At 67.2% G+C, this 26,611-nt stretch carries 1 protein-coding gene (cut by a window edge); it reads right to left on the bottom strand.

Translation table 11 applies throughout. From position 1 onward, the window contains the following. Window positions 1-26,611, bottom strand: partial view of a GNAT family N-acetyltransferase gene (locus ABZ293_RS22425; RefSeq protein ID WP_355183441.1) — the 5' portion only. The gene continues 50,606 nt to the left of window position 1, outside the view; 26,611 of the gene's 77,217 nt are visible here — the first part of the coding sequence; the start codon lies at window positions 26,609-26,611; its stop codon lies off the left edge, out of view.

The raw sequence follows: 26,611 nt of genomic DNA, 5'->3' as shown, positions 1-26,611 counted from the left end.
GGTCGACGAGACCAAGCCCAGCAACGGTCGAGGTGATGGTCTCACGGGCTTCGGCCGCGATCAGGGACAAGATTTGCCCGAACTGTGCACGTGCGGCCGACAGATCCTCCGGTAGCAGATCGAAGTTCGCCTCATGGAGGGCATCGAGGTCCAAGTTGACTGGGTACCGCACCACCGGGTCCGGGTCGTCGCGGCCGAGCTGCTGTTTGGTCTCCTCATCGAACGTCGTGCCCAACACGGCGTTTCGGATCCGTTCCGCCGCCTCCGTATCGACACGGAGCTTCTCGGCGTGCGCGTGGGCAAGTCCGGCGGACACGAACTCGTCGTACCGCCCGTGGTTGACCTCGACGTTGCTGCGGCGGCCGTTGCCGTAAACCGAGTCGCTGTAGGACTCCGCCGCCAGCGCCATGAGAATCTCACGCTCGCTGACACCAGCGTCGTGCATGACGTGGAACAGCTTCTCCAGGTCCTCGAGGATGCCGAACCCGTTGTGGTAGGTCGCGGGACAGCCATGCTCCAACAGGCCATAGATGGCGTTGGCACGGCCGATGTCCTTGTGACCGTAGAGGGTGCGCACGATGTGCAAGCCGTTCGCGATGAGGTGGACGAGCGGGCCGTGGTGCAGATGCTCAGGGAGAATCGAACGGACGTCCTCGATTTCGCGTGCGATGACGTCTTCCGGCAACGGCGGTCGGGTGGGGTCGAGCAGTCGGTCCCGAACCGCGTGTGCCGCGGCAAGATTCTCGGCGGTACCGCTCTCCTGCAATGCCGCGTAGATGTCGGGCAGTCCGACGACCCGCCTACCGTCGGGCGACGACCATGTGCGGCGCGGCATGTCCTCCCGGTAGGACAGCCCGGACACCAGCGCGTTGAAATCGGTGCCCAACGCGGCCCGCAGGGCCGCGACTCCAGTCACGATGGGTGTGGGGAAAGCGTCCTCGCCCGAGCTGTAACCCGGACCGTAGCGGCCGAATTCAGGCCTCGTGTCATCGATAATGCGGCTGGGGGCGTCTGGGGATTCGGCCGGCCCTGCGGGCCGTTCGACACCACCGGCAGGCGGCTGCCGTGAAAAGACAGCATCGTCCCGCGGTGGGACCGCCGGAAGCTCGTCACGACTAACCTGCACGTCAACCCCCGGTTCGCCTGCGAGCAACGGCGGTTCGGCGCCCGTCGCGCCGTCGTTCGAGGCGTTCCCGTCCTCCCGCGACGAATCGCGGTCGGGCCCACCGTCCCGGTCACCCACCTTGTCGGAGGGCGGCAGCGCATCGGCGCGGCGGCCCTCGGGTCCGACAGTCGCCGACGGATCCCCGGGGGACTGTCCGAAACCCTGGAGTTCCGACAACGCCGCCGACATATCGGGAAGCTCGCCGTCGTCTTCCGCCACGCCGCCCGTGTCGCTCGGGTCGGCGGCGGACCCGTCGCTCGGAACCGATTGCGCGGGTTCGCGTTCGGCACTGTCGATGGCTGCGATCGCGGCGGCGCGGGCCGCGGCTTGCTGAGCTTGTTCCTCGAGGGCCACGCGCTGCTGCGCGCGACGGGCGGACTGGCTGTCGAGCACATCCGATACGACCGCACTAGCGGTGTAATACACGTCGACGGCTTCGGCGAATCGCACGAACGCCGGTCCGCGGGGCAGACCGGCAACCACGCGATCGGCCGCTTCACGACCGGAAGTGAGCCGGACCCACACGGAGCCACGGAGTTTCAAGCCATGCTCTTTCCCGAGCTCCTTGAAAAGCTTGCGGAGTTCCTTCTCCGCCTTGTCCCGCGCGCGCTCCGCCCGCTGCCGTTCCTGAGTCGCCTCCGCATCCAGCGCCCGCTGCTCGTTCTGGAGGATCTCCTCCTCATGTCCACCCGCGCTATACGCCTGCTCTTGATCTGCGCGACGTGCCGCCTGGTTGTCTTCACCCATCGCGATCAGTTCGAGACGCAACTGCTCGAGCCGGTCCTCTGGGGTCCGTTCGGGACGCGACGACAACACCGCATCCGCCCTGGCGCGCTTGGTCACCGCGAGATGCGTTGTAGCGGACACTGCTTCGAGAGATGCTCGGGCCACGGCTCGGTCGCCGAGCACATTCGCGATCATCAGGCTCACGGTCATCGCGCTCACGTCCACGTCCGGAACAGCTTCGCCTGCGAGAAGCGACTCGAAATGAACCAGCCGACGACGGCGGTTGAGGTAGCGGTTGAAGCGCTGCGCGAGAGCGAGTCGCTCCATCGTGGACAAGGGTCCGTCGCGCTGGGCCGCGCGCAGCTCGGCGAGCTCGGCCGCCTCTGCGGTCAACCATTCATGCATCGCTCCGGTTGCCAAGTCGTCGGCGTCCGCGCGGTCCTCGTCCGAGATATCCATGGCGTCGAGGGCGCGAATATCACGGCGACTCGGACCTTGCTGATCCACTCGAGCCAGCAGGAGAAGTGCCTGTACTTGGGTATCGATGGCTTGCGATCTCGCGCCGAGGCTCGCACTGCCGGACCGCGACTCGGCCTCGATCTGACGTCGACGAGCCTCGCCGATCATCTCCAGCGCGATGCGCGCCAGTTGCCGCTGGTCGTCTCGATCTCCCGGCACGACCGGCTGCCCGTTGTACAACCGCGCCACCACCCGCTGCGGATCGCGGTTCTCCGGAAAGCCGACCAAAGCGTCGCGCGGGCCACCCGCATCAACCCATTCCCGCAACCGCACTGGATCTTTCAGGTGCGGGTACCACATACCGAGCCGTTCGGCCTCTTGGAACAGCTCCACGTCCTCCACCGTCAGCACCGGCAGATTCATCAACGCCCGGTACAGCACCGCGTACTCGTAAGACCGCCACGTCGAGAACTCGCTCGCGCGGACCACCATCGCGGCATCAGCCAAGCCCTCGAGAAGATTGGTCTTCGCGTAACCCCCCTGGCTTTCCCACCACGCTTCCGCGTCGGCGGTGACCTCACCCGCATCGACCAGGACGGCGTGCGCGCCCTCTTCGTGCGCGAAGACCCGGTCTTCGAGTTGCACAATCCGAGCGCCGCGGTCGAGAATCGAGCCATCGGGCTGGTGTCCAAGAAGGGTCTCGCCGTGCCCGAGTATCTCGTGAAGCATCCTCGCCAACCAGATGTTTCGCACGCCCTGCTTCTTGATCCCCTGTGGCAGAGCCACATCGCGGAAGTAGTCGGCGTCTTCGCCCGGATGCAGCGCCCGTTCGACGTTGACGGTCACGAACAGGGATTGACGCCCCTCACCGTCGGTGACGACTTGGACGCTGGCCGAAGCCCTGTGTGCCATCCCACCGACCTTCAGCCGCGACACCGGCACACCGGTCATGTCGGCCGCGATCTGTGCCGCCGCGAGAATCTCCCCGAAAGTTCGCTCTGAGATGTCCTCGTTCAGGAGCCCCTGCACGGTAGTGCGTGGGCCCTTCGCGCCGTACATGCCGGCGAACTCCTCGATCCTGCGCTGCCGGTCCAGCTGCGCCGGGGACGGGTTCTCGACATGCCCGTCGTCAATGGGCATCAGCAGGTTTCGCAGGTTGTTGCGCAGATGGGTGACCAGCTCGAGTCGCTCTTGGTTTTCGTACTCCTGCATTGGCAAACGCCGCGCGAGGTTGCGCAGGTTGTCGATCTTCCTGCGCACGTCTGCCTCGTCCGGCAGGTCGCCCGAGGCGAAGCCGTCGGTGATGTCTCTGATTTGCAGGAGGATTTCTATTATCTCCTCCGCAGCCCGGTCGAATTCCCATTCCACCGGGGTAGTCCTCGGGGCAGCGGAGGCTTGTTGGGCGGCGGCGATTTCGGCTGCAGACTGGGTCTCGGTCAACGACGGGACGACACGTCGCAGTGCTCGGCGCAGCCGGCCGCGCAGTCCTTCGCCGTCTCGATCGGCGGCCGGCGGGGTGGGCCAATCACCGTGGAAGCGGGCGACCGCGTCGGGCAGCTTCACTCGCCGCTGCCGCTCCTGCGGCGTCCCGTCGGGTAGCGAGCCGTCGGCGAACAGCTTGCCCAACGTCCGGTGCACGTCGGCGTGGTTGGCCGACGAGCGCAACAACCATACCTGCTGCTCTGTCAAATCCACAGTGACAGTATCGAATTCGTGCGATGCCGCAGTCCGGTCGGCCAACGAGACAGCGTAGGCGCGCAAGTCGTCGTCGGAGACGAGCCCCCCGCCACCGATCGCCGCCTCGGCCTCGACGAACCGCGCTGCCAGGTCGGCGGCTTCGTGCTCCCGGACCGCCGCGTCACGCAGCTCCCGCATCGCCACGTCATCGGTAACGTTGCCACTCGACGCGAGAATCTGGGCGCGCAATCTGCTTTCCGCCGCGTCGTGCTCGGCCCGATCGAACCATTTACGCCGGCCTACCATCATGTGGGAGCGAACCGCCGCGTCGCGGAGCCTCGTCAGCTGCTCCGAATCGACGGCGGAAAGGTCGACGCCGAGCGCCCCGACGGCATCCAACCACCGCCGCATCGCGGTGTCTTGTGCACCGAGTACCACCGCCCGCGCCAACCGCATCTGCTCGGGATGCGCCGCCTCCCATGCCTCGATCCGGTGCCCGACCTCATGCACCGCGGCCGTCGCGGCCACGTACCGAGAGCGAGTCATGGTGTCGCCCGGTACCGGCCCTCGGACGCTCGCCCGCGCCTTCGCCCACACTGCCGAGGCCGCAACGTACTCTTCGAGCAGTGCGAGCAGGTCGGGAGACGTGTACGGAACCATCGACTCCTGCTCGAACCGCGTCAACACCGACATCTGTGCATCGGCCTCGAAGTAGATTCGCAGCGCCTCCAGTAGCGGCCCGCGCCGCCCTGTCGGCAGGTCACCCGCTCCGGCCAACGCTGCCTCCGCAGCCACCTCCGCCCCCGCCGCACTCGCCGCGACATCGACCTGGACTGCACCGGCAATCTCCGTGACCCGCCGCCACGCCATGTCGCGTTCCCTAGCCAACGCTTCCTGCGTCGCTCGAGTCGCCCGCCCGCCGGCAGCGGAGGGCGTCGGAACCTCCAAACGCCCGTGGTATTCGCCGTCGACACCACCGAACGCCCCGACGATGGTGCCCATCGGCGGGCCGAAACCACCATCGTCGGTATCGGACGAAACAGGCTTCGGCGTCCACAGATCGACAGGACTGACCGGCAGCGCCGACTCGATACGATCCACCGATGCCGCCGGACTCGGCTCGACGGAGGCTGCCGGAATCTCCGCCTCGACCTCGCTCACCGGCCCCCCCAGCTCCTCGGCGATCGGCGCCTCGGGCGGCGCGACCGACTGCACGGGGCGTGCCGACGAGTTGGCCTGCTCCCAGGCGGCGATACGCTGCTCCGCGCGTTGCACTCGCTTAATCGCGGCTTTGTAGGCCGCATTCTCGACATCGGCCGGGTGCATCTGCTCCAGCGTCGCAACCAAGCCGGCCAACGCCACGACATGGTCGGCGAGCAGGTCCACCAACTCCACCGGCGCATCCGGATCGGCCAGCAGTCGCTCGAACTGCCCGAGCCTGCCCAACTGCACGACCGACTCGTCGTAGGACACCTTCCGCGCCCACAGCGCGTCATGCTGGTCCTCAGTAACCCGATCTCGAAGCGCCTCCACCGCCACCAAACCAGGAGCCTGCAGCACCAACAAATCGACCGGTAACCCGTTGGCCGCAGCAAGGATCGCCACCCATCCGCGGCTACGCGTGACCTCCAAACCCTGCCGAACACGCTCCCGCGCCTGCTCCAGGTCCGACTCCAGCGCACGGTATCGCCGAACCGCCTCGTCAACCGCCGCGAACAACCAGTCATCGGAAGCCATCCGCAACTGAACCAGAAGTGCATCGGCGCCTTGTGAATCTTCCCGCCATCCGGCGAACCGATACGGCCAACGCACGGGAAGCGCCTCGATCGCTCGTTCCGCCGCCGCGAGCGCGACGTCGCGCTCGCGCATCAATCGCCGAATTGTCTCGCCGAAATTCTCCGGGCGCACCGCCTTTCCCGACATGGTTTGCGCGGCTTCTTGTACGGCATCGTATCCGTCTTGCCTCGCACCACCGCCCGCTGCCGCGGAGGCGTCGCCGTGCTCGGGCAGGTCGATCGGCGGTAGCGCCGAATCCGCTTCGACCACGCGCACCCGATCGGGAACGCCCTGGCTCGGGCTGTCTTCGAGTCTGGCGGATCGGATGGCGGGCGGTTCGATCGACTCGTCGCCGGCATTGCGGTACGGACGATCGGTATCGATACCCGCGGCACGGAACTTCGCCAGCACTGCGGCGAGGAAATCGGCGAAATCGCCGCCTCTTGTTTCGTCCAGCGCCTGGCGAATGAGGTGTGCTCGCGTCGACCCGAAGCTGTGGCCCTTCGCCATCGTGTCCGGGGCCTCCGCAGCGACGCTCACTCCGGGCAATACCTGATGCGACATGATCGGCACCGCCCAGCCGAACGCATCGGGATTGTCCTGCTGGCACACTCTGAGCCACTCGACAATCCGGCCTGCAGCCCCGAGATCATCCACATAGATCACAATCCCGTCGGTCCGCTTTTTATACGGCCCGGCGACCTTCGCCATATGGACTCCGGGGAATCGCTGCGGATCACCCACAATCTCATGCATGATCCTTCGCGCCAGATCCGACCTCGCCCGCCTCGTCGGATTCACATACAGGCGATACCGGACCGCATTTTCTTGCGGGCCTTCACGCACGAACTGGACGAAATTGATGCGGGTGGGATCAATCGCGTCGAGTTTATCTGGTTCCAGCACAAGAACCTCACCTCCCCGCAACCTCGGTAACCGTCGAATTGCAGGCCCACGCTCTTCCGATATCTGCGCCATGCTGCGCATAAAGGCATCTGGATCATCGACAATGCCGCCCACATCCTGCCTGTTATACATTTCGTAGACGTCCACGAAGTCGGAAATGGAATCCCTGTTGTCCCACACCCTCCGCAGGAAAGCTTCCAGGCTCTCCCGCGACAGCGAAGGCGGCTCCGCACCGTTCAACCGAAACGACAGCTCCCTGATCACGAGAAGATCGTCGAACGACGTGCCGCTCGACAGTTTCTCGTGCAATTCGTCTGTGTCCCGCGACTGGGCGAACACATCAGCAAAATCCGCGACCGCTCGATCGACGGCCTGCCGCAGGTGTGGTGGCACCTGCGGCAGGTTTGCGGGTGCACCTGACTCCACACGATCCGATTCCCCGGCAAATGAGCCCTGCTCGAGCGGCTCCGGGGCCCACAGATCGGTCGTCGGAGCCGTCACCGCATCGCGGAACGGACCCGCCTCGACCATGCGCCGCAATTCGTCGAGCCGACCCAGCCTGGCCTCGACAACCCTCCGATCCAGCTGTCGCGCGACATCGCGGCCGGACTGGCCCTCCCAAACCATAAAGCCGGCCACAATCTGCTCTAGCCGCTGCTGCTCATATTCGCGCCTGCTATCCAACCGAGCAAGCAGCGCCTCGCGATCCGCAGCGCCAACAACCGCCACCAAGGCGGTCACCACATCTTCCTCGAATTCGGCCCACTTCTGGCGTGCCTCGGGCCCAGCGGCCGAGCCGTCGGCACTCGGTCGGCCGGGCTCGAGCGGCTCGGGCTGCAGGCGATGTGGCGTCGAATCACCCTGTACGACATCGCCCTCGGGCGCCACCGGAGGGACGACGACAGGCGCACGCTCGACCGGACCGGCCGCAGTCCCGTCACCTAACCGATCCCGAGCACCGCGCGTTTCGGCCCTGTCGGGGGAGGTCACATCGGCGATCGCCCAGTCGATCGCGCTACGGGCGGCATCGCGGGTCGCTGGATCGTGGGCGCCCTGGCGGTATTTCTCCACCGACAGCCGCAACTGCCAAGTCCAGTAGTAACTTTCGGCCGCAGCCTGAATCTCTGCGAGCAGCCGGTCGAGGCCCGCGGCACTGGTGTCGATACGCAGGTTGCCGATGCGGCCTTTCGTGGCGATGACACCCATCATGAAGTTTTCCCATCGGATGCCTGCGCCGTGTTGGTTAGCCTGCTCGACCGCCGCCCGCAGTGCATCGCCTGTCCTGCGATGCGCCGCGCGCAGAGCAGACCAGCTCTCGAGCCACTCCGGTGGCACGCCTGCGTCGTCGGACTCCTCGACACGCCGGGAGGACACTTCCGGCTCCGGCGCGGCGGGCATTGCGACCACGACGGGAGCCCGAGCGGGAACAGCCGAAAGCACGTCCCCCTCCGGTGCGAGCGGCACCGACACCTCGTGGACGGCCCCGGGGGAGTTCGCTCGTTCCCATGCGACGAGCCGACCCTCCAACAGGTGAACCCGATCGGTCGCATCGACGTACTTCTGGTGCGGGCCCTGACCGGTGCGCATCGCATTCAGCGCTTCGCTCCACAATATCGACGCCGCAAGGTAATTCCGGACCAACGTGTTGAGCTCGCCTGGCGTGTCCGGTCGGCTCGACAACGCGACGAGCTGACCTATCCGCCGCAACTGCTCCCCGGCCACGTTATAGGCGGCGTTGCGCACCCGCACTATGGCACGCTGATCGGCCGACAACTCGCCGCGCAGTTCCGCGAGCGCACGCTCGAGCGCGTCGGACGGACCGGTCAATGCTGCATCGTCGATCGCCTGCGCCACGGCAGTCTGCATGTCGAGCAGCACCTTGTCACGAATATTCTTCAGGGCCTCGGACGCCGCCGCGGCTTGTGTGCGTGCCGCGTCTTCGGGTGTCGGAACGCTCAGATTGGTCCGCACGCGCCTCGAATCCTGATAAGTCAGGTCGTCGCGCTCCGGGTAGTTGTGCGGCATCCAATAGTTCGGGTCGATCAAGTCGGAGCCGGTCGGGCCAGCGGGGGCGGCCGCCTGCGGCGCGACCGACGGCCCCACCAACCGCTCCACCAACTGTTCCGACTGCGCCGCCGTCGGTCCGAAGACGGCCCGCGCAGTGTCGGGGCGGGCGGGAGTGGCCTGTTCCTGCGCGGGTGTCTCGGCGGCTGCGGCGGTGACCGCATGACCCACGGGTTCCTCGGGTTGTTCCGCCGCAACGTCCAGTTTCGCCGCATCCTCGGCGTTCGGCTGTTCCGTGACCGGTGTTGTCTGCGCGGATTGACGGAGGTGCCAGACGATTGCGTTTTTGATCTCGGTCAGGTCCTGGCCGGCGAGTCCGAGCTCGACGTGCTGCGCGTCGAGAACTTCGCTCGCGCCCAACTGCTCCACGATGTCCAGCCATGCCGACAGCCGGAGCAGGAGGCTCTGGAACAAGCCGGCCGTTGTCGAGCCTGGTGCGGGCTCTTGCGACCACAGCTCGTTGACGAGCTCGAACGAGTGGAGCGCCGATGTCGTGAACTTCGCCGCTCGCCGCAGCCGTTTGCCGGATTCCGACTTGGTGTCGACGTGCTCGAGCTCGTTGTCGATCAGGCCGCGGTCGGCCAGGCCGGTCGGATCGGGCAGCCGGTCATCGGGTACGTCGCGGTGGTCACGGAGATAGTCGCTATACGCTCGCTCGAACGTATCGGTCGCCGTTGTGCCGAACTCCGCCAACCGGGCCAGCAACGTGTCTACGTCAACGTGAACAACCACCGGCTCGACCGGAGCGTCGCTGTCAGCATCGGACGGAGCATCGGATGCGCCGACCGGTTCCGCGCGAGTTTCGGACGTGCGCGTGTCGGACGGCGACTCCTCCGCGGCCGGTACATCGCCGGATTCGGCGACGGGCTCCGGGAGAGTGAACAGGATGAGGGTGCTGTTGTCGGCGCGCTTCATCGATGCCTCGACGAAAAAGTGAGCAGCGACTTCGAGGTTGCCCGAGTAGCGGCGCAGCACCTGAGACCATGTCTCGCCGCGGATGATGACACCATCGCTGTGCAACGCGATGACCGTGCCCGGCCGTACGACGCCTTCCCAGATAGTGACCTGGGCAGGCGTGTGTCGACCTACAAAAGCGTCATGAACCCCTACACCCTCAGGCGGCGTCAACGGTTGCACATCACCCGACACGCGGTCGATGGCCTCGCCCGGGCTGTCGCCCACGACAGCCACAGCACCGCGGTCGTGGGTGAAGGCGCCAACGGTGACGGTGGTCGTCGGCGCACTCGAGCGTGTTGAGTACTCCTGCTGGTCGAGCGCATGGACTTCGCCCTTCGCCGCCTCGACGGCTCTCGCGACCGCCCGGTCTAGTGATATCCCCCGGCCGAGCTCCGCCCGCAGCACCCGCAGGGCCGTGGCGGTGGCGCGCCGCGCGGCACGATGCGAATCGGGCGCGCTGCTCACCCCGTCGCAGACCACGCCGACGCGGTATCGGGTGCCGTCGTGCTCGAACTCTTCGTAAGCGGCGCAATCCTCTTGGCGGTCTTTCGGTCCGATGTCGGTGACGATGACCGCGTCCGGGCCGCCGAGCACAAGCCGACCGTCGGCGGGCATCTCGGCGTCGTCGGTCGCCAAGGTGATGAGCGGGCCTTGTGGGCGGTCCGTGGGCTTCGTCTCGCCTGCCTCCTGCACGTCGATCGCGGACTGGATCGCGGCGAGCTCGCGGGCAGCACCCCGGACCCACACCGCGGCAGACCAGAGAGCCCGCCTGGCAGAGTTCGCATTCGGACGACCCATCCATGCCGCGTCGAACACGCTGTAGTGGCCGCCGCCCTGCGTGGACCGCAGCTTGACGAGGTAACCCGCTATCGCCTCGACGCCGCCGGCCACCCGCTCCGCGGTCGCGTTCAACGCGGCAAATGAGTTCAGCCAGCCCTGCACTGCAGCCGCGTGCGCGGCCAGAAGTTCACGCCGCTTCGGCGGAGCGTGCGGATCGGTCTGGCGCTGCAGCAGTTCCAACGCCCGATCGAGCAGTTCGGCGGTGGCCGAGTCGAGTCCGTCGTACGCGGACCGGATACCGGCGATCAGCTCCTGCACATCGGTGGCCGGGTTCTGCGCCGTCGTCGCCGCTTCGTTCAGGACAACTGCCGGTTCGTCCACCGCGCTGTCCGACTTGGCTGTGTCGGACGTGGCGGTGTCGGGCTGTGTTGCCTGGTTCGTGGAGTTGCTGTGCGGTTGTGCGACCGGTGTGGTCGCGGCGCCGACGCGGGCTGGGCCGGGGGTCGCCGATTCGGCTGCGCGACTGGATTTCTGGCCGGGGGGTGTGCTGGCAGTAGCAGGCACGGCCGGTGGTTCGGCGTTGTCGCGCGCGCGGAGGTCCACCTCGTTGTGGTAGGTGCGGAGCGCACCGGCGAGCGAGGGTATCGAGGCGATCGGGTACCGCTGCTGGGACCCGGTTTTCAGCAGCTGGTCCAGCGTGGGGACCTGCCCCAACCGTCGAGACAGCAGATTCAGTGCTTCTTCGAACCGGCTGCCGTCGGCCAACAACAGTAAGACTTCGCGTAGCTGATCCTTGGGCAGCAGCGTCAACGCGGCAGCGAGTGGCACCGACGGGAGCACCGCCAAAGCATCGGCCCGTGCGCCGTGTACGGACGGCGTGGTCGAAACCAGCTTCGCGAGCGCTTTCGCCGGGCTATCCATGTACAACACACCCCACCCCCGACGTAACACGGGGTCGTTGGAGACCGTCGCGTCCGCCAAGTCGAGACGACCCTCGGCGATGTGCCGCAGATAGTCTTCGCGTCGCTGTTGCGGCAGTTTCCGCAACTGAGCAAGAACGGCCTCGACCCCGGCCACGATCTCGGCGATTTGCGCCAGCTCAGCCGCGACGGCTCGGCGCGCCTCCGCCAAATACGAGTCGCGCCAGGCGCGCGTGCCGTCGTCGGGAGCTGGGGCAGGTCCGGCCGAGGCCGTGGTGACCGACGCAGCACCGGAACCGGACGCAGCACCGGGAACCCTGGAAACGTCGCCGGTGTCGGCTCGCGAGGGGACCGAGGCACGGAAGACCCTATACGTCGAGCCGTCCGCGTCGATTTCGGTGTGCGAGGCCACATCCTGGAAACCCGCTGCCGCCAGACGGGAGCTCACCGGGCCATCCAAACGCACCAGGACTCCCGCCAGGACTTCGCCTTCGTCGATCCGCAACCGCACCACCAAATGCCCACCCGCACCCAGCACCCGGAACAACTCCGCCGCGTCGCCACTGGCCCCCGACAACGGCATCGCCGCCTCGGACATTCTTGGAAGTTCCACCACCACACGCCCGGCCGACCCGTCGTCGAACGGTAACGACTCGAGGTCTGCCCACACATCGGCCCCGTCCGGGGACACTGTCGACACCGACACCACACCCGGCCCCACGCCCACGCTCGGCCCGTCCGTCACCACCACCGTCACTCCGCCTGTCGACGACCCGCCGGCCCCTGCAGTCGTTGCCGTCGCGGCGCTGGTTGCCGTTGCGGCACGGGCCCGCGCCAGCGCCTGTGCCGCCGTCGCGGTGCTCGCCTGCGCCGACGCCGCGCGCACCGCACGGAACACTTGCATCTGCACAGGGAAAGCACTTTTGGCGGCCAAGTCCGCGCCCGCCACCGCAGCCAGATCGGACCACGTGTTATGGAACTTGGGGCGGACCTGCTCCGGCTGAGCCACCCGCCACTGACCGTCGCCACCCCGCAGCAGGAACCATCCACACCCCTGCGCGAGCCGGATCTCCTCCCACATCACCGGCGGCTCCCCTGATGCAGGATCCCACCACGCAGGCGCCTCGACACCGCCCGCGGCAACGTCGCCCTCCCACACACGCTTCAACAATTTATCCACCGAGTTCTGCAGCCCCGCGACGGTGCTCGCTGTCAAATCCGCACACAACACGGCGCTGCGGGCCACGGTGTCGCCCTCGGCCCCCGTCACATACTCACCCGGCTGAGCCACTCGCCACAGGTCGCTGTCCTTCACCAGCACCACCGGCTGCCCACGCAACACCTCGAAAACCCGAGACTCCACCGACGGGTCCCCTGCCCACACCGGCGGCCCCTGCCGCACACCACCGCGCACCGTGGTGCCACCACCACCGGTGCCACCGCCCCCGGCACCACCACCGCCCGCCGCGGCGGGCTGTGGCTCGGGTGACTCGACCGAGGCCGCCAGCTCGCGCTGGCTGGCCAGGACGGCACGGCCGGCGTCGGCGAATCTGCTAGCCGCGACAAAGGCTTCGGCCAGCAATGTGAGGTCGCTGCCGTCGCTGGCGTCCAGCGCGTCGTTTGCTGAGACCAGCTGTTCCGTCGCGTCAAACCAGTCGGCCAGGTGGTGTGCGTGTGCATCGAGCATGTCGCTTCGCTCGGTGTCGGTACCTGGTCCGGTCGAGATAAGTTCGTCGACCAGCTCGCCTCCACGATGCATCATCATGTAGTCCAGCGTCTGGGCTCGAAGCTCGTCGAACTCGGGGCCGCCAGCGCCCGCCGCCTCGAGGCGAGCCATTTCGCGCGCCCACCGGTCCGGGTCGGCCAACGCGTCCCGATCGACCGGAATCGCCATATCAGCGGCTTCGTACCGCGCCACGGCCACATCGAAGGTTTCGGCGATGTCCGAACTCTCGGCGGCCAGCCAGTCAGCCAACGCGGGGACGTCGACCGTGACTCGTTCGCCGGCACCGAGGATGGTTCTACTCGCGCCGCGATAACGATCCACGGCATCCAATAGCGCGGCGCGGACCACGCGACCGTCCGCGCCGGAAGGTGGCGTGGCCTGCAAGGCGTCGGCGAAAATCGTGATCTGGGCATCGGCGGTGGCGTCCAGACGGAAAACCGCACTGTAGGGGCCGACTGTCGCGTCGAGGAATGCCAGTGGCGCGGCGGCTTCGGCGAGACCGTTCCGTGCCGCCAGCCAGTGTGCGACGGGGCGCGCGGATTCCGACATGCTTGGTTCGCCACGCAACGCGAGTTCGACGATATCCAGCTGCCAACTTGTGAGAACGACTTCGGTTGCGGCGTCGCCGATGCCAGCGAAGGCAGGGTCCGTCGTGTCGAACGCGTTGAGACCTGCCTCGAACGACGCCGGGTCCGCAAGCGCGTCGACATCCAGCGGTTTGGTACCGGCGTAGTGTTCGATGGCGGACCGCAGCGCCGCTGTTGCCTCATGGTGAATCTCCGTCAGCTGATCGCGCAAGTCCTCGAGGTCGGCTCGTGTCAGCGGTTGCGTGCCATTGGTCGACGCCGGTGTCGCGGTGGCGGCCGTGCGACCACCGCGACCGGTGCCACCGCCCCCGGCACCACCACCGGCGGCTGCTGGCTCGGGAACCGGCACGACCCGCGGAGACTGCGGTGCGGTGTCAGATGAATCCTTCGGCGCGTTCTTCGTGGGGTCCGGGGTGGATGACGGCAGTTCTACGGTCCGGGTGTCGAAGCGTTCTTGGGATGTGTTGGTCAGCGTGTATTCCACTCGGCCGTCGGTCAACCGCAGCGCAGGGATGGTTCGCCGGGGGCGGTTGATCACCGTGGTGACCCCGATGATCTGGGACCGCGTCACGAGATCGACGTGCGCGCCACGCAGCGGCGTGTGCAAGGTCAACGCATCGTCTGGACCGATCGTGGCGAACAGTTCGTGGTTGCCGTGACGCAACCGCATGATGTTGTCCACGACAGGCTCGAAACCGGCCCGCTCCAATTGCTCTCGAAGCGGCACCCCCTCCGTCGCCGCCGGGTCGAGCGCGGCGACCGCGGGCAAGTTCACACCCGACAACACAGGGCCACTACCGGAAAGCGAGACGCTGGAATACCGCACGCCACCACCCGGCGCGGACGACCGGAACAGTACCCGCCGTACGTCGCCGTCCGATTCGACGACCACCGAGACACCGGTCCGGCCGGTCAGGTTGGCCCGCGACGTGAAGTCCTGATGCAGGCGAAGCCCATCCGCGGATGTTTCGATCAGGAACCCACCACCGCGGTAGAGACCCTCGCCCAGCTTTTCGATATCTCCCGACACGGGCTCATTGGTTTCGACCCGCGCGACGGGACGCTCGGTCCCGGTCCGAGGTTCGGATGCGCCCGTCGCAACGTTGTCCGGCCGCGGTTGCCGGGCGGGGCGCGAAAGATTCGCGGTGGCAGGGATTTCGGTGTTCTCGATATCGCGAGCGGCGGCGTGCACGGTGGTGAGGGCGTCGAGCAGCGGGAGGTACTGCTGCGCGTCTTCGCGTTGCTGCGGGGTAGCGGCGGCCACAGTCTGGACGATGTCGGCGATTTCGGTGCCGGCGGCGGTGAGAAGCCGGAAAATCAGCTCGACGTCGACGTTGTCATCGAGAGCCAGCGGGGTGAGGGCTTGCTCGAGATTCCTTTGGACCGTGAGCCACTCGACTGCGGGGCGAGCGACTTCCAGCGAAGCGTCGTCGCTGTTGAGCGCGTAGTCGACCAGATCCAGTGCACGCCAGATCACGCGGAGGCCGTCGGCGGTGCTCTTGACGGCGGGCAGGTCCAGCTCATCGGCGACAGCGGCGAGGCCGACCATATCTCCGGCGTCGATCAACGGCAGCAACGCCGTCATCGTCGGGTCGTGAGAGTCCTCTGTATCGGGTGTATCGGCATCGGCAATTGCCTCCCGAAGGGCTTTCACATGGCTGTCGTGCCTGGTGATGAGCTCGCGCCGCAGCGTATCGACAGCGGCCCGGGTAAGCGGTCCCGGCGCGGCAGTTTCGCGGGCCGGTGGCGCGCGGGGCGCGACCGGGCCTGCCGGACCGTGCGCGGGCGGTTTGGCGGGGTTCGCCATGGCCGAACCCTGAGTGGGGCCGACGACTTCGGGGGTACGGACAACAGCGATTGTGGCGCTGACGGTTTCGCTGTCAGCTTGCTCTTTGTCGGCATGCAGGCCGAGACCGAGGTCGAGCAGGGCATGGGCGGCGCGGGTGAGGTCGTCGGAATTGGTGCGCACGGTGGCGGCGACCGTCTCGGTCGGCACCTCGGACAGGCCGTCGGTGTGGAGCACCACAACGCCGCCTTCGCCGATGGCCTGCGACGTTTTCTGCGGGCGCAGCAGATCCTCGTCGTCGACCTCCGACAACTCGTGCAGCACACCCTCACTGTCGACCGCATAGGCGAGGCTGGTGCCGACAGTGACCGCGTCGACGTGATTCGGCCCGATGACGGCCGCGACAAACGGCGTCGGCCCGGCCTCGCCGTCCGGGGATACCGACAGGTCGCCGACCGCCCCGACCACAGTGTCGAGCACATCGGCCGGTGCGGCGCCGTCGCGGAGCGCGGCGCGCATAGCGGTCAACGCCTTTCGCGTCGCTTGCAGGAACTGTTCGTGCACTGCGGTATTCGTGTCGCCGTCGCGGACTCCGCCGCAGATCACGACGAGGCGATATGTCGTGCCGTCGTCGAGCACGACATCCTCGACGCCGTCCCGGTATTGGGTGGCCGGCATCGTGCCGACGTCGGCGACCACCACCGCGTCGGGTCCGCCCACCTGACGGCGGCCACTCGCGGGGATCTTGCTGTTCTTGTAAGGCAAGGTCATCAAGCGGGCGTCGACGGCGTTGCGGCGTTCGGTCACATCGCCCGCGTCGAGGGCCGCTATAGCGCGTTGACCGGCTTCGACATCGCGGGTCGCTGCCCGCAATGTCGTCACCGCGCGCCAGAGGCGGTGGCGTTCGGTGTCGTCGAGACCACGATTGTCGAGAATCCCGAAGAACGCGCCGCCGGCCATCGACCGCAGCTCATGGACGTAGCTTTGCACCGGTTTGCGTACCACTGTCGCGGTAGCGTCGATGACGCGGGCAGTCGCGTCGAGAGAGGTCGATGCGCGCACCAAGGCCGACGCGGCAGCCACCTGGTTCCACAGCGCCAGCGCGAGTTCGGGATCGAGATCCGGCTGGTCGAGCCGGCCCAGCAGCGTCAGCTGATCATCGATCAGTTTGTTTGTCGCACGGTCGAATTGGCCCCGCATCTGCTCGAGCGCAGCGATCGTGGCCTCGAGCTGTGACCGGTCGGGCACGAACCGCGCCCGGTTTTCGCCGACGTTACGAGAGGGCGCGGCTCGACCGGACCCGGGTGCGGCGGGGCCGGTCGGAAGACCGAGGAGCACGGCTGCGGCGGCGGACGTCGCGGTCTCGTCGGGTGCGGGTGTTTGCGCTTGGTTCTGTTGCTGCGCCAGGCGGACATCGAGCACGCCGAGATTCGTGAAGGCGGCGAGGAACTCGCGCACGGCAGCTTCCAGCGCTGTGGTGTCGATCTCGGTGGCAGCATCCTCGGCCTCGGCAACCGCAGCGTCGGTCGCATCGGTCGGGTCGCCCTCGGTTGCGTCGGAACCCGGAAGGGCGTCGAATGCCGCGCCCAGCGCCTCGACCGCATCTCGCGTCCGAGTGCGCGCCGCCGACACTTCGGATCGGGTAACCGGTTGCGCCGCGGTCGTTTCCGGTGTCGCCGCGGCGTGTTCGAGTGCCTGGGTGGCAGCGCGGAAGTCGCCGATGCCAGCGAGCAGCCGCCACAGCACCGGCTGCTCGACATCCCGACCACCTTCGCCGATGACAAGACCCGTGATCAAACGAGCGATGTCACCGTCGGCGCGCGGGTCGTTGCCGAACAGCACCGCCGGATCGCCCGTGACACCGAGCCGCGCGGCGGCCTCCGCGACGCGGCCTTGCTTGACAAGCCAATCCAGCACCGGCTGCTCGACCGTCGACCCGTCGACCAACGTCCGCCCGACGCCGCCGACCAGCGCCGACGCCTGCGGCGTCAATACCGCCTGCGCAGCCGACCGCACCGCGCCGGACGGATCGAACGCGCTACGCTGCGGCAGCCACGACGGCAGCGTCGACTGCGGACCGGACGGAGCGGTCGATTCGGTCGTGCTCGCGGCCACGAACGGGCTGGCCACCCGCCCGATGCTGCGCGCGTGCGCGCGGCGCTGGTCACGCTGCTGCCGCATCACATCCTGCTGCAGCTTCACAGTGTGCTCGCGCAGCTTGTCGTGCATTGCCACGACGTTCTTCTCGGCCTTCTCCAACCTGGTCGCTGTGTCCTCGGTCGCGTTTTCGGCGTGCTCTTTCGCGACCTCGTTGCACGTGGCGACGGCGTCGGCGTGTTCTTGCGCATGGACATACGTCGCGACGGCCATACCGTTGTCGCCGACTCGCACGTTTCGGTTTCTGGGGCCGCTCACCACGTAACTGCGGCCCGCCTGGCCGCCGTTGACCCGGTCTCTGCCTCGGCCACCGCGACCGGACCGCACCCTGGCCTGATGAATCGTCGATTCGTCGAAGTCCGCACCACCGCTGACGATGTTCACCAATCCGCCGACATATTTCGAATCCGGTTCGCGCTCGCGGGTATCGGCGCTGAGTTTCGGGTCGGCGCCGCGATGGTGTTGCAGACCGGTGATGAGGATACCGCCCCGCTTCTTCGCGAAGTTCTCGATAATGTGGTTGGCCGCGCGCTCGGCATCGTCACCATTGCCGTGCTCCCAGTACCAGCGCGCGTCAAGGTTCTCCACCTCCAGATGCGCATGACCGTCGATCGCGAGGCCATGCTCGGCCGCGTAGCTTTGCGCCTGCTCGTGGAACCGCTGCTGTACCCAGTCGTAGACCCCCTTCTCAGCGTCCGTCTTCACCTGCCACAACGGCACGCCTTGCTCAGCGGCGAGATCCTCCAGCCAATCCCGCTTCACGTGCAGTTCGTCGTTCTCGTCGATCCACATGGTTTCGCGGATATCGGCGCCGGACATCTCCACGTTGTCCAGCATCTCCAACATCACCGGATCCCCGTTGAACGACCACGAAATCACCGGATTCCCGTTCTGGTCGTCCTCGTGGGTGAACTCGATATCCATCGTTTCGAGCGCCTTTTGGGCGGACCAGTCGAGTTTGCCTTCGTCGGTGTCGAATTCGATCTCCGGGCGTTCGTCGAGTTTCGATTCGTAGAACCGGTCGATCTCCGGCACGATTTTCTTGAGGGCCTCGTAGAACTCGAGGCGCTTGCCCTTGTTGGTGGCCGAAATGCCCACCGGCCGCTTCGCGAACCTGGTGCCGACGATCTGATCGTCGGAGAAGGTGACCGACCCGTCCGGATGCTCCCGCAACACCCGCTCGCCGTTGAGCACCTCCATCGCCCACCCCACATCCTGCAATCGGGTGTCGGTGCCCTTGGTGGGATCGGATTGCAGCTTGCCGCTACCAGTCACGTCGATCAGGATGATCTTGCCCTCGAGGTGCTGCAGCTCCAGCTCCGGACTCCACACCTCGTGCAGTACGCCGGACGCCTTCAACTCCGCTGCGGCGGCCTCGCCCTGCTCGTCCAGCTGCCCGGTGTCTTTCAACTGGCTGTACACGATGCCGGCCAGGTCACGAGTGCGCGAGTCGCGGTGCTCGACAGAGATCGACTTGACCGTGCGCGGCTGGTAGTAGTCGCTGTTGCGGTCTTCACCCCAATGACCCACCGCGAGCTGGATCAGACGCTGCTCGTTCGCCCGCACCACATCCTCACCCAACTCCGCCTCGAGCTTACGGAATCCGTCCGGTGTGAGGTGCCCGGGCCACGGCCCCTTCGTGTTCGCAGGCCGCCCCGCATCCTCCGCAGTCAAACCCTGCCGCACCACAGCCTTCAAAAACCCGGTTTTGAGCTCGTTCCGCTGTTGCACGACCGACTCGTCCTCGGTCTGATCACCGGGCGGCGTGACCACGACCTGCGGGCGTCGAGCGTCGCTCTCGTCATCGATACGTTCGCCCTCCGCATGCGGTTTGTACCGCAGCGGTGTACCGTCTTCGTTTGTCACCCCGTACTCGTCGGCCAGCCCGTCGAGAACATCCTTGACCTGATCGGCGTTGGGCCTCTTCTCGTTGATCCACTTGACGACCTGCGTGACATTATCGCGCACCGCCGCTGCTCGTTCCGGCGACGCGCCGTCCGCGCCCACCTCCCGGATCCGCTCCAGCATGCTCGAGATCGCCCGGGCGTGAAGTGTCGCAATAGTTTCCCGGGTGGCGACCAGGATATTGTGTCGGTTCGGGTTGATCGAGGTAGACCCGTCCTGGTTCAGCCGTTGCGCGTCGACTCCGATATCGGAAAGCTCTGGGGCGATATACCGTTGGGTGTACTCGTCGAGGAACGCCACCACCAACAGATCACTGGCGCTGGTGACATGCACCGTCCCCTCCTCGATCGCCTTGCGCGTGGCTGTCATGTGCATGACGATCGTCTTGCCCTCCCCGCCATACATATTGGGGATTGCGTCCTCCAACAACACGAACGCCAACATCTGCGTCTCCCTCGGCGTACGTGGGTCGTCGGGGTTGGTCACCTTCTCGCTCTGATACATGAACTCCCCCATCGCCCCCAAACGCTGTGCCACCGAGCCGGTCGCCACCAACTCGCGCACTTCCTCCAGCGACGGCGCCTTCGTCGCGGGATCCTCGTCCCCGGAGTCATGCAGCAGCGTATCGCTGTATTTGTAGATGGCCTTCACCAGCGCCTCGCCGGCGACCACCATCTTCGCTGCCCCCTTCGCCAGCGCGTCCGGACCGGCCAACCCGTTGTCGTATGCAGCCGAATCGGCCGCGGCCGCGTCGAGCATGTGCTCGCGCCGCGTGTCGATGACTTCGATGATGGCCTGTTCCACCGCGTCCCGTTCGGTTTGGAACGTCGTGATCGCTTGCGCCAGCGCCTTCTCCGCCGCAGCCAGCTTCTGCTCAATCTGCCCCTGCGTAGCCTCCCGCAACGCCTTACCCAACTCCGCCGCACGCTCGTCCACCCGCTTCTCGAATGCACGAACGGCATCCTCGAACTCCCTGTTCGCACGCCTGCGCGCTCGCCAGCCCTGCGCCGGTTCAGACGCCGTAGCATGTTCATCCCGCAACAGGCTGGTGCGATCACCTACGGCCTGCTCGAGTTCGTCCGCCAATGCCTGCGCGCGCACCCGCCCCTGCGGTGACGTGTCCTTCAACGCGTTCTCATGCGCCGCCTTCAGCCGCGCCTCGTACTCCATCCGCTCGTTGCCCAGTCTCCGCTGCCGCTCGTCGATCTCCTCCTCCAACTGCGAAACCTTGTCGGCCCGAGGCTCTTCCCGTAACTCGTTCGCCAGGTCCTGGCGACTCGTGGCGAGCTCGTTCTCCGCGCGCTCCACCGACTTCCGCTGCGCCCCGACACTCTCGACGAGGTCGTGAGTCATCACCGCCTCCGCCGCAGCCTGCGCGTTGTCCTTCACTATCCTCGCCAGCCATACCCGTTCCTTCGCTTTGTGCATGCGCTGCACGGCGTCATCCAACACAATGTCGGTCCGCGCGATCATCTCCGCGCGCGCGGCGTCGGCAGCCTCGATCGACTCCTGCGCGGCCGCCTGCTCCTGTTCGTACTTGTGTTGCACCGCCTCATCCGACAACGCCTGGTAGACGTCCAGCGCGTCCTTGACCGCCCGACTGTGCTCCGCCACGGCAGCCCGCAACTGCGAAACATCTTGCGTCGGTTCACCCTCGGTCGACCCATTCGCCTGCTCGGCGACATCGAGGCGAGACTGTGCCTCGACGTAATCGGCCCACGCCTTCTCCGCGCGTACACGCGCCTCCCGGACCGACTCGACGTCGGCGTCCACCTCCGCCTTCAGCTGCTTACGCTTCTCGATCTCGTGCTCGCTCTGCTCTGCGGGCTCGACCTCAGCCGCCGCCTCGTCGTCATGAGCAGGCTGACTCTCGGTGGCATCCTTCTCGGCCGACGTCTCGCCGTCGGAGGTTTCCGGTGTGGTGTCCGGCGGCGGGGGTGCCGACGAGCCATCGCCGGCGTCGGCTCCGGTGCCCCCGTTTGCGGCTGCGGTCGCGCGGGCGGTGGCCTGTTGGGCCTGCTCCTCGAGGTTCGCGCGGGCCTGTTCGGCGAGCACAACATGCTGCGCCACTGCGGCATCGAGCTCATCGCGGGCGGCGTGATACCGATCGAGCGGGCCCCGGAACTCCGCCAATGCGGGTCCCGGACCCAGCTCGCGCATGAGCGCGTCGGCTTCCTCGCGGCTGTCGACGAGACGGTTCCACTCGGTCTCCCCCAGTGGCATCTCGTGTTCGGACACCAAGCGGTCGAACTGCACCCGCAGCTTGATTTTCTCGTCGCCCGCTACCTCCGCCGCGGCGCGCAGCGCATTGCGTGCGGCTACCTCGGGACTCGGTCGGGTGTACAGGCCGCGCTGCCGCTCATCGGTCTCGATCTCCTCGAGCCGACGAGCGAACACCTTGTTGGGTGTGGACGGTTCGGCGGCCTCGGTCTTTGCCTGCTCTGTTGCCTTCTGTTCGGCGGCAGCAGCTTTCGCCTCTAGACCCGCCAACGCCGCATCGCGCGCCGCCGCGGTTTCGGGGGTGAGGCCGGTCGCGTCCGACTGCTGCGATCTCCGCCACGGCAGCAGCTGACGGAACCGGCGCCGGACGCGTTCCGGTGGGTTCGGCGGCGCTCCGGTCGCGGAACCGTCGTCGGTCGCACGGGCAGGCTCAGCGTCGGCTTGACGGCGGGTGATGAGCGTTTCGGCCCCCGTGTCGTGAAAAGCCGCAACCGCGTTGTAAATGCGAAGTCGCTGCTCGGGCGTCAGCGACACCTCCGGATCCCCACCGCCCAGCAGTCTGCGGAGCGTGTTGAACGTCTCGACCTGATTTACAGCGGAGCGCAGCAGCCACACCGTCTTCTCCGGCAAGTCGGCCGTCGCCAGATCGAACGCCTCCGATGCACGAACGTGCACGGCGACAGCTCGCGCGTAGTCGAGCAGGGACGGTTGGTCGTCGGCCCACTCGGCGGCGGCGTTCAAGCGGTAGAGCTGTTGCCGTAGTTCCTGTTCCCGCACCGCCGCGTCACGCAGCGCGCGCAGCGTCGGGTCGCCGACCTTGGTCAGATCCACACCGACCGCCGCGGCAGCCTCGACCAACTTCTGGTGTTCCTCGTCGCGCCTGGCAGCATCGGTCAGCCCCCGGTGCCCCATCAGCGCGTGATCGGCGAACGCGGCTTCCTGAAGCTCGCGCAGCCGATGCTCGATGACGGCGTCACGCTCCTGCTTGGCTTCCTCCGTCGCGTCGTGTGGCAGTGGGTCCAGGCCTGCCTCGACGTCGACGCCCATGGTCCGCAGCACGTCACGCCACCGCTGCACCGCCCGCTGGTGCGCAGCTGTCACCTCGTCCTGCAGCGCGTCGAGTTCCACTGCCACGGCGTCTTTTCCAGCGCCACCACCCGTGCCAGGACCCGACGCGTTCGATCCGTCCGCGCCGGGTTCGGACTCGTGGCCGGTGACGTGGGCGAGGGGATCGAAGTCGGCCGGGGGCCGCACCCCCTCGAAACTCGCCTCGCCGTCGTGGAGCCGGACCGCGACGTAATCGACCGAGCTGCCCGCCTCGAGGGCCGCCCGCAGTCGCCGCGCCTGCGCGCTGTCGCCCGCGGTCGCGTCGGCGATGACTTCCGCCGCCGGCTTGGCGCCGACGAACACCGTCACCGTGTTGCGACCGTCGTCGCCGGCCACGATCGCGACGCCGCCACGCGAATTCGCCTCGCCGCCATACGCCTTGGCGGCCGCGCCCGCGGCGGCGTCGTGGTGCTTGGATTGCTTGTCCAGCGCCCTTCGCCAATCCAGTCGCGCCCTGGCAACGTTGTCCAAGCGGGAATGCTCAGCTTGGATCAGTTGTGTGTGCCGGTCCGCCTCGGCGAGAAGAGCCTCGCGGTCGAGACTCGGGTCGATACCCAAACGGGCGGCCCAATCCTGGGTGCCCTGCGTATCGCCGGCTTCGATGGCCTTGCGCAGTTCCAACACCGCGCCTGCTCGGATGGCGTTGTCGAGGCGACGATCCATGGGTGTCGGCCCGACACCACCCGAGGCCGGGCCGGCCAGCCCCTTCGCTTCGTCTGCTGCCGCCTGCGCCACGCGGTCGTTGTCCTCGGCGCGCTTCTTCGCACGCGCCGCGACGACTTCTTCCTTCCGGTGCGGCGCGCTGTGGCGCTGCAGCTGATCCCGCAATGGCTCGAGTTCGGGCTTGGCGCCATCCACGGTCCAGCCCGCTAGTGGGTCCGTCGACCGCGGATCGGCTGGGCGCGGCCCGGTCTGCACCGGCCGGTCCGGCCATCCCACGGTGACCGCGTCCTCGGCGAGCGACCGCAGCGACTCGACAGGATCAGCCTGTTCGCTCTTCAGCGCGGCGTCGGCGACACCCAGCACGTTCGCCGCGAAAAGCTGCTGCGCAGGAACATCGGTGAGGGGCGCGCCGGAAGCAGCCTGCGGATCAACCGGTGCAGCGACCGGATCGACGCGGTCGAGGACGATCCCGTGCGCACCATTCGGCATGGGTCGCCAGTACTCGACCGGCACGTCCTTGCCCGCCGCCTCGCCGAGCGCCGCGACGACCGACGGATCGGCTTCGATCACAGCCGGATCCGGTGGCGTCCGGCCCACCAGCACCACAAGCCGCTCGGGGCTACCATCCGGGCCGCGCACCACGACGATTGCTCTCGTCGAATCGCTGCTGATCAACTCCCCACCGGGAATCATCAGCGCGCTGTCGGACGCCTCGCTGACGAGGACGTCGCGAGCGGCGCCCGCGGCGTAGGACGAGGCGGTATCCCAATCCCGCGCCGCTCGGTCGCGGGTGGCGACGGCGTCCTCGAGCTGGTCCAGATGCCGCATGTGGTCGTCGTATTCCGCTGCACGGCGCGCGGTTTCGGGATCACCGCCGCCGTCGGGCCCGGGCAGCAGATCGCGCAAGGCTTGCGCCCTGGCGTCGGCGATACTCGCGTGATCGGCGGTGCCGGGCGCAAATCCGGCGGCCGTTTCGGCCTGCCGTACAACGTCTTCCGCACTGTGGAGTGCGTTGGCGCGGGCGGTGACCGCATGCGCCATCCCATCCAACTGTGTCGCGTGGTCACCGACCGGCACCGTCAACGAACCGTCGGGTGCCGCCGACGGCTCGCCGGGATTGCTGTGCGGGCCACCGCCGGAACCGGTGTCGCCGACATGACCATTGGCACCGTTGGTCGTCGCCGTCGAACCTGCTGGCGGGCCTTCTGTCTTCGGGTTCGCCACCTGTTGCACTGTCGTCCCGGCGACCTGAGTGGCATTCTGGCTCTCGGTCGTCGATGTATGGCTCTGGGGCGCAGCCGAGCTCGTATGGCCCGCGACCACCGGACCGCCCGCGCCAGTGGTCGTTCCGCCGGTCCCCGAGCCGGCGCCGTTCGCCGGCCGCGCAGGCGCAGATCCGGCCGCGGCGCCGGGCGTTGTTACCTTCTCCTGCTGCGCCGCGCCGGTGCGACGGTCGGAGGTCTCGCCCAGCCGGACGTCGAGCTTTTTCAGCAGCTGATTGAAGTCTTTGAGCTTGATGGGCTGTCGGGGCGTGGTCGCAGCCTGGTGCGACGCCTTCTCATACGCCTTGGCCAGGTCGTTCTGAAACGCCTGGCTTTCCTGCCGCTGCGCCGCGGTCTCGGTATCGGTGGTAGGCATGTTCCGGGCGGCGAGGTTGCCGAACATCTCCTCGACCTGACCGAAATCCCTGGCGATGATGTTGCGGTGCACGGCCAAGTCGTGGTTCGCCACGCCGGCGAAGTGCATCACGCCGATCGCCAAGAACTGCTGCGGATTCAACCCGAACGTCACGTGCGACCAGTCCGCGTCGCCGAACAGCGCCTCGCCCGACTCCCACAACGCGTGACCGACCATATCTCCCACAGCCATACCCGGCACGTTCCCCGCCGCGGCCGCCAAGGTGCCGAAGATGAGGCGAGTAGCAATGCTCCGCTCCGCCAACCTCTCCCCCACCACCGCGCCCAGCACATGCCCAGGTACGACACCAGCGCCCCATGACAATCCGGTCGCGAGGAACCGCTCGGCGTCGAGTCCGTCCCAGTCATGGGAGATGAACTTCTGGTAGGCGTCGATGGTCCCTTCCATCACCATGCCCTGCCTGGCTTGGTGCCAGGACATCTTCAAGCCCTCGAGCGCGGCCTTCTTGGCGATGACCTTCAACGGCAGCTTGCCCGCAGTGTCAGTCGCGACATCACCGCCGACCTTGGTGATGAGCCTGCCCAGGCCCCGCTTCGCCGCACCGCGCAACCCCTGCCCGGCGGCATTCGCGCCCGCTTGCGCCGCAGCATCGCCGGCCGCCTCCCGACCGGCCGTCGCACCCGCCTCGCGTGCCGCGCCCTCACCCGCCTCGCGCGCCGCGCCCGCACCCAGATCTTCGGCCACATCCCGACCGACCGTCGGAAGTCCTTCGCGCGCCAGCGTTTTCGCGGCTTGCTCGGACAGATCCCGGGCACCAGCCCGCGTCAGGTCGCCGATACCGAACTTGGTGAGGATCTTCGCTGCTTGCTGATCCAACATCGCTTTCAGCGCGTCGACCCCGGCGTTGCGCGCCACCACCTCGGCGCAATCCCGGGACAGCAACTGCACCACATACCGGTACCCCGCGTACATCCCCGGAATCGCCGACGCACCCGCCAGTGTCTGCGCCAACTGGATCGCCTGATAGGCGGCCATCGCGCAGAAGAAATCTTGCTGCGCCTGGGTGTAGTCGATGCTCGCGGCGGCCTTGTGCGCCATGTCCTGCACCTGACGCATCGACGCGACGGTGGCTTCGAGGTTGGTGTCGCCGCCACCGACCATGTATTCGACCAGATTTTGGAACGCCTTCTGGCCGTCGCCATGGATGTGGTTCCCGACATTCTTCACCGCACCGCGGATCTCCGCGATCTTGCCGTTCAAATCGTCGGCATTAGTCGCCCACACATCACCGCACTCACGGACCTCGTCCGGATTGCCCTTCGGATACGTCTGGCCGAAGTTCAGAATCTTCGCGGTCGGCCACAACCAGGACGGCAAACGCGCCCAACTCAC

Source organism: Nocardia sp. NPDC005998 (assembly GCF_040614395.1).
Classification (GTDB): Bacteria; Actinomycetota; Actinomycetes; order Mycobacteriales; family Mycobacteriaceae; genus Nocardia.
The sequence above is the reverse complement of the archived record's forward strand: the minus strand, read 5'-3'. Positions and strand labels throughout refer to the sequence as shown.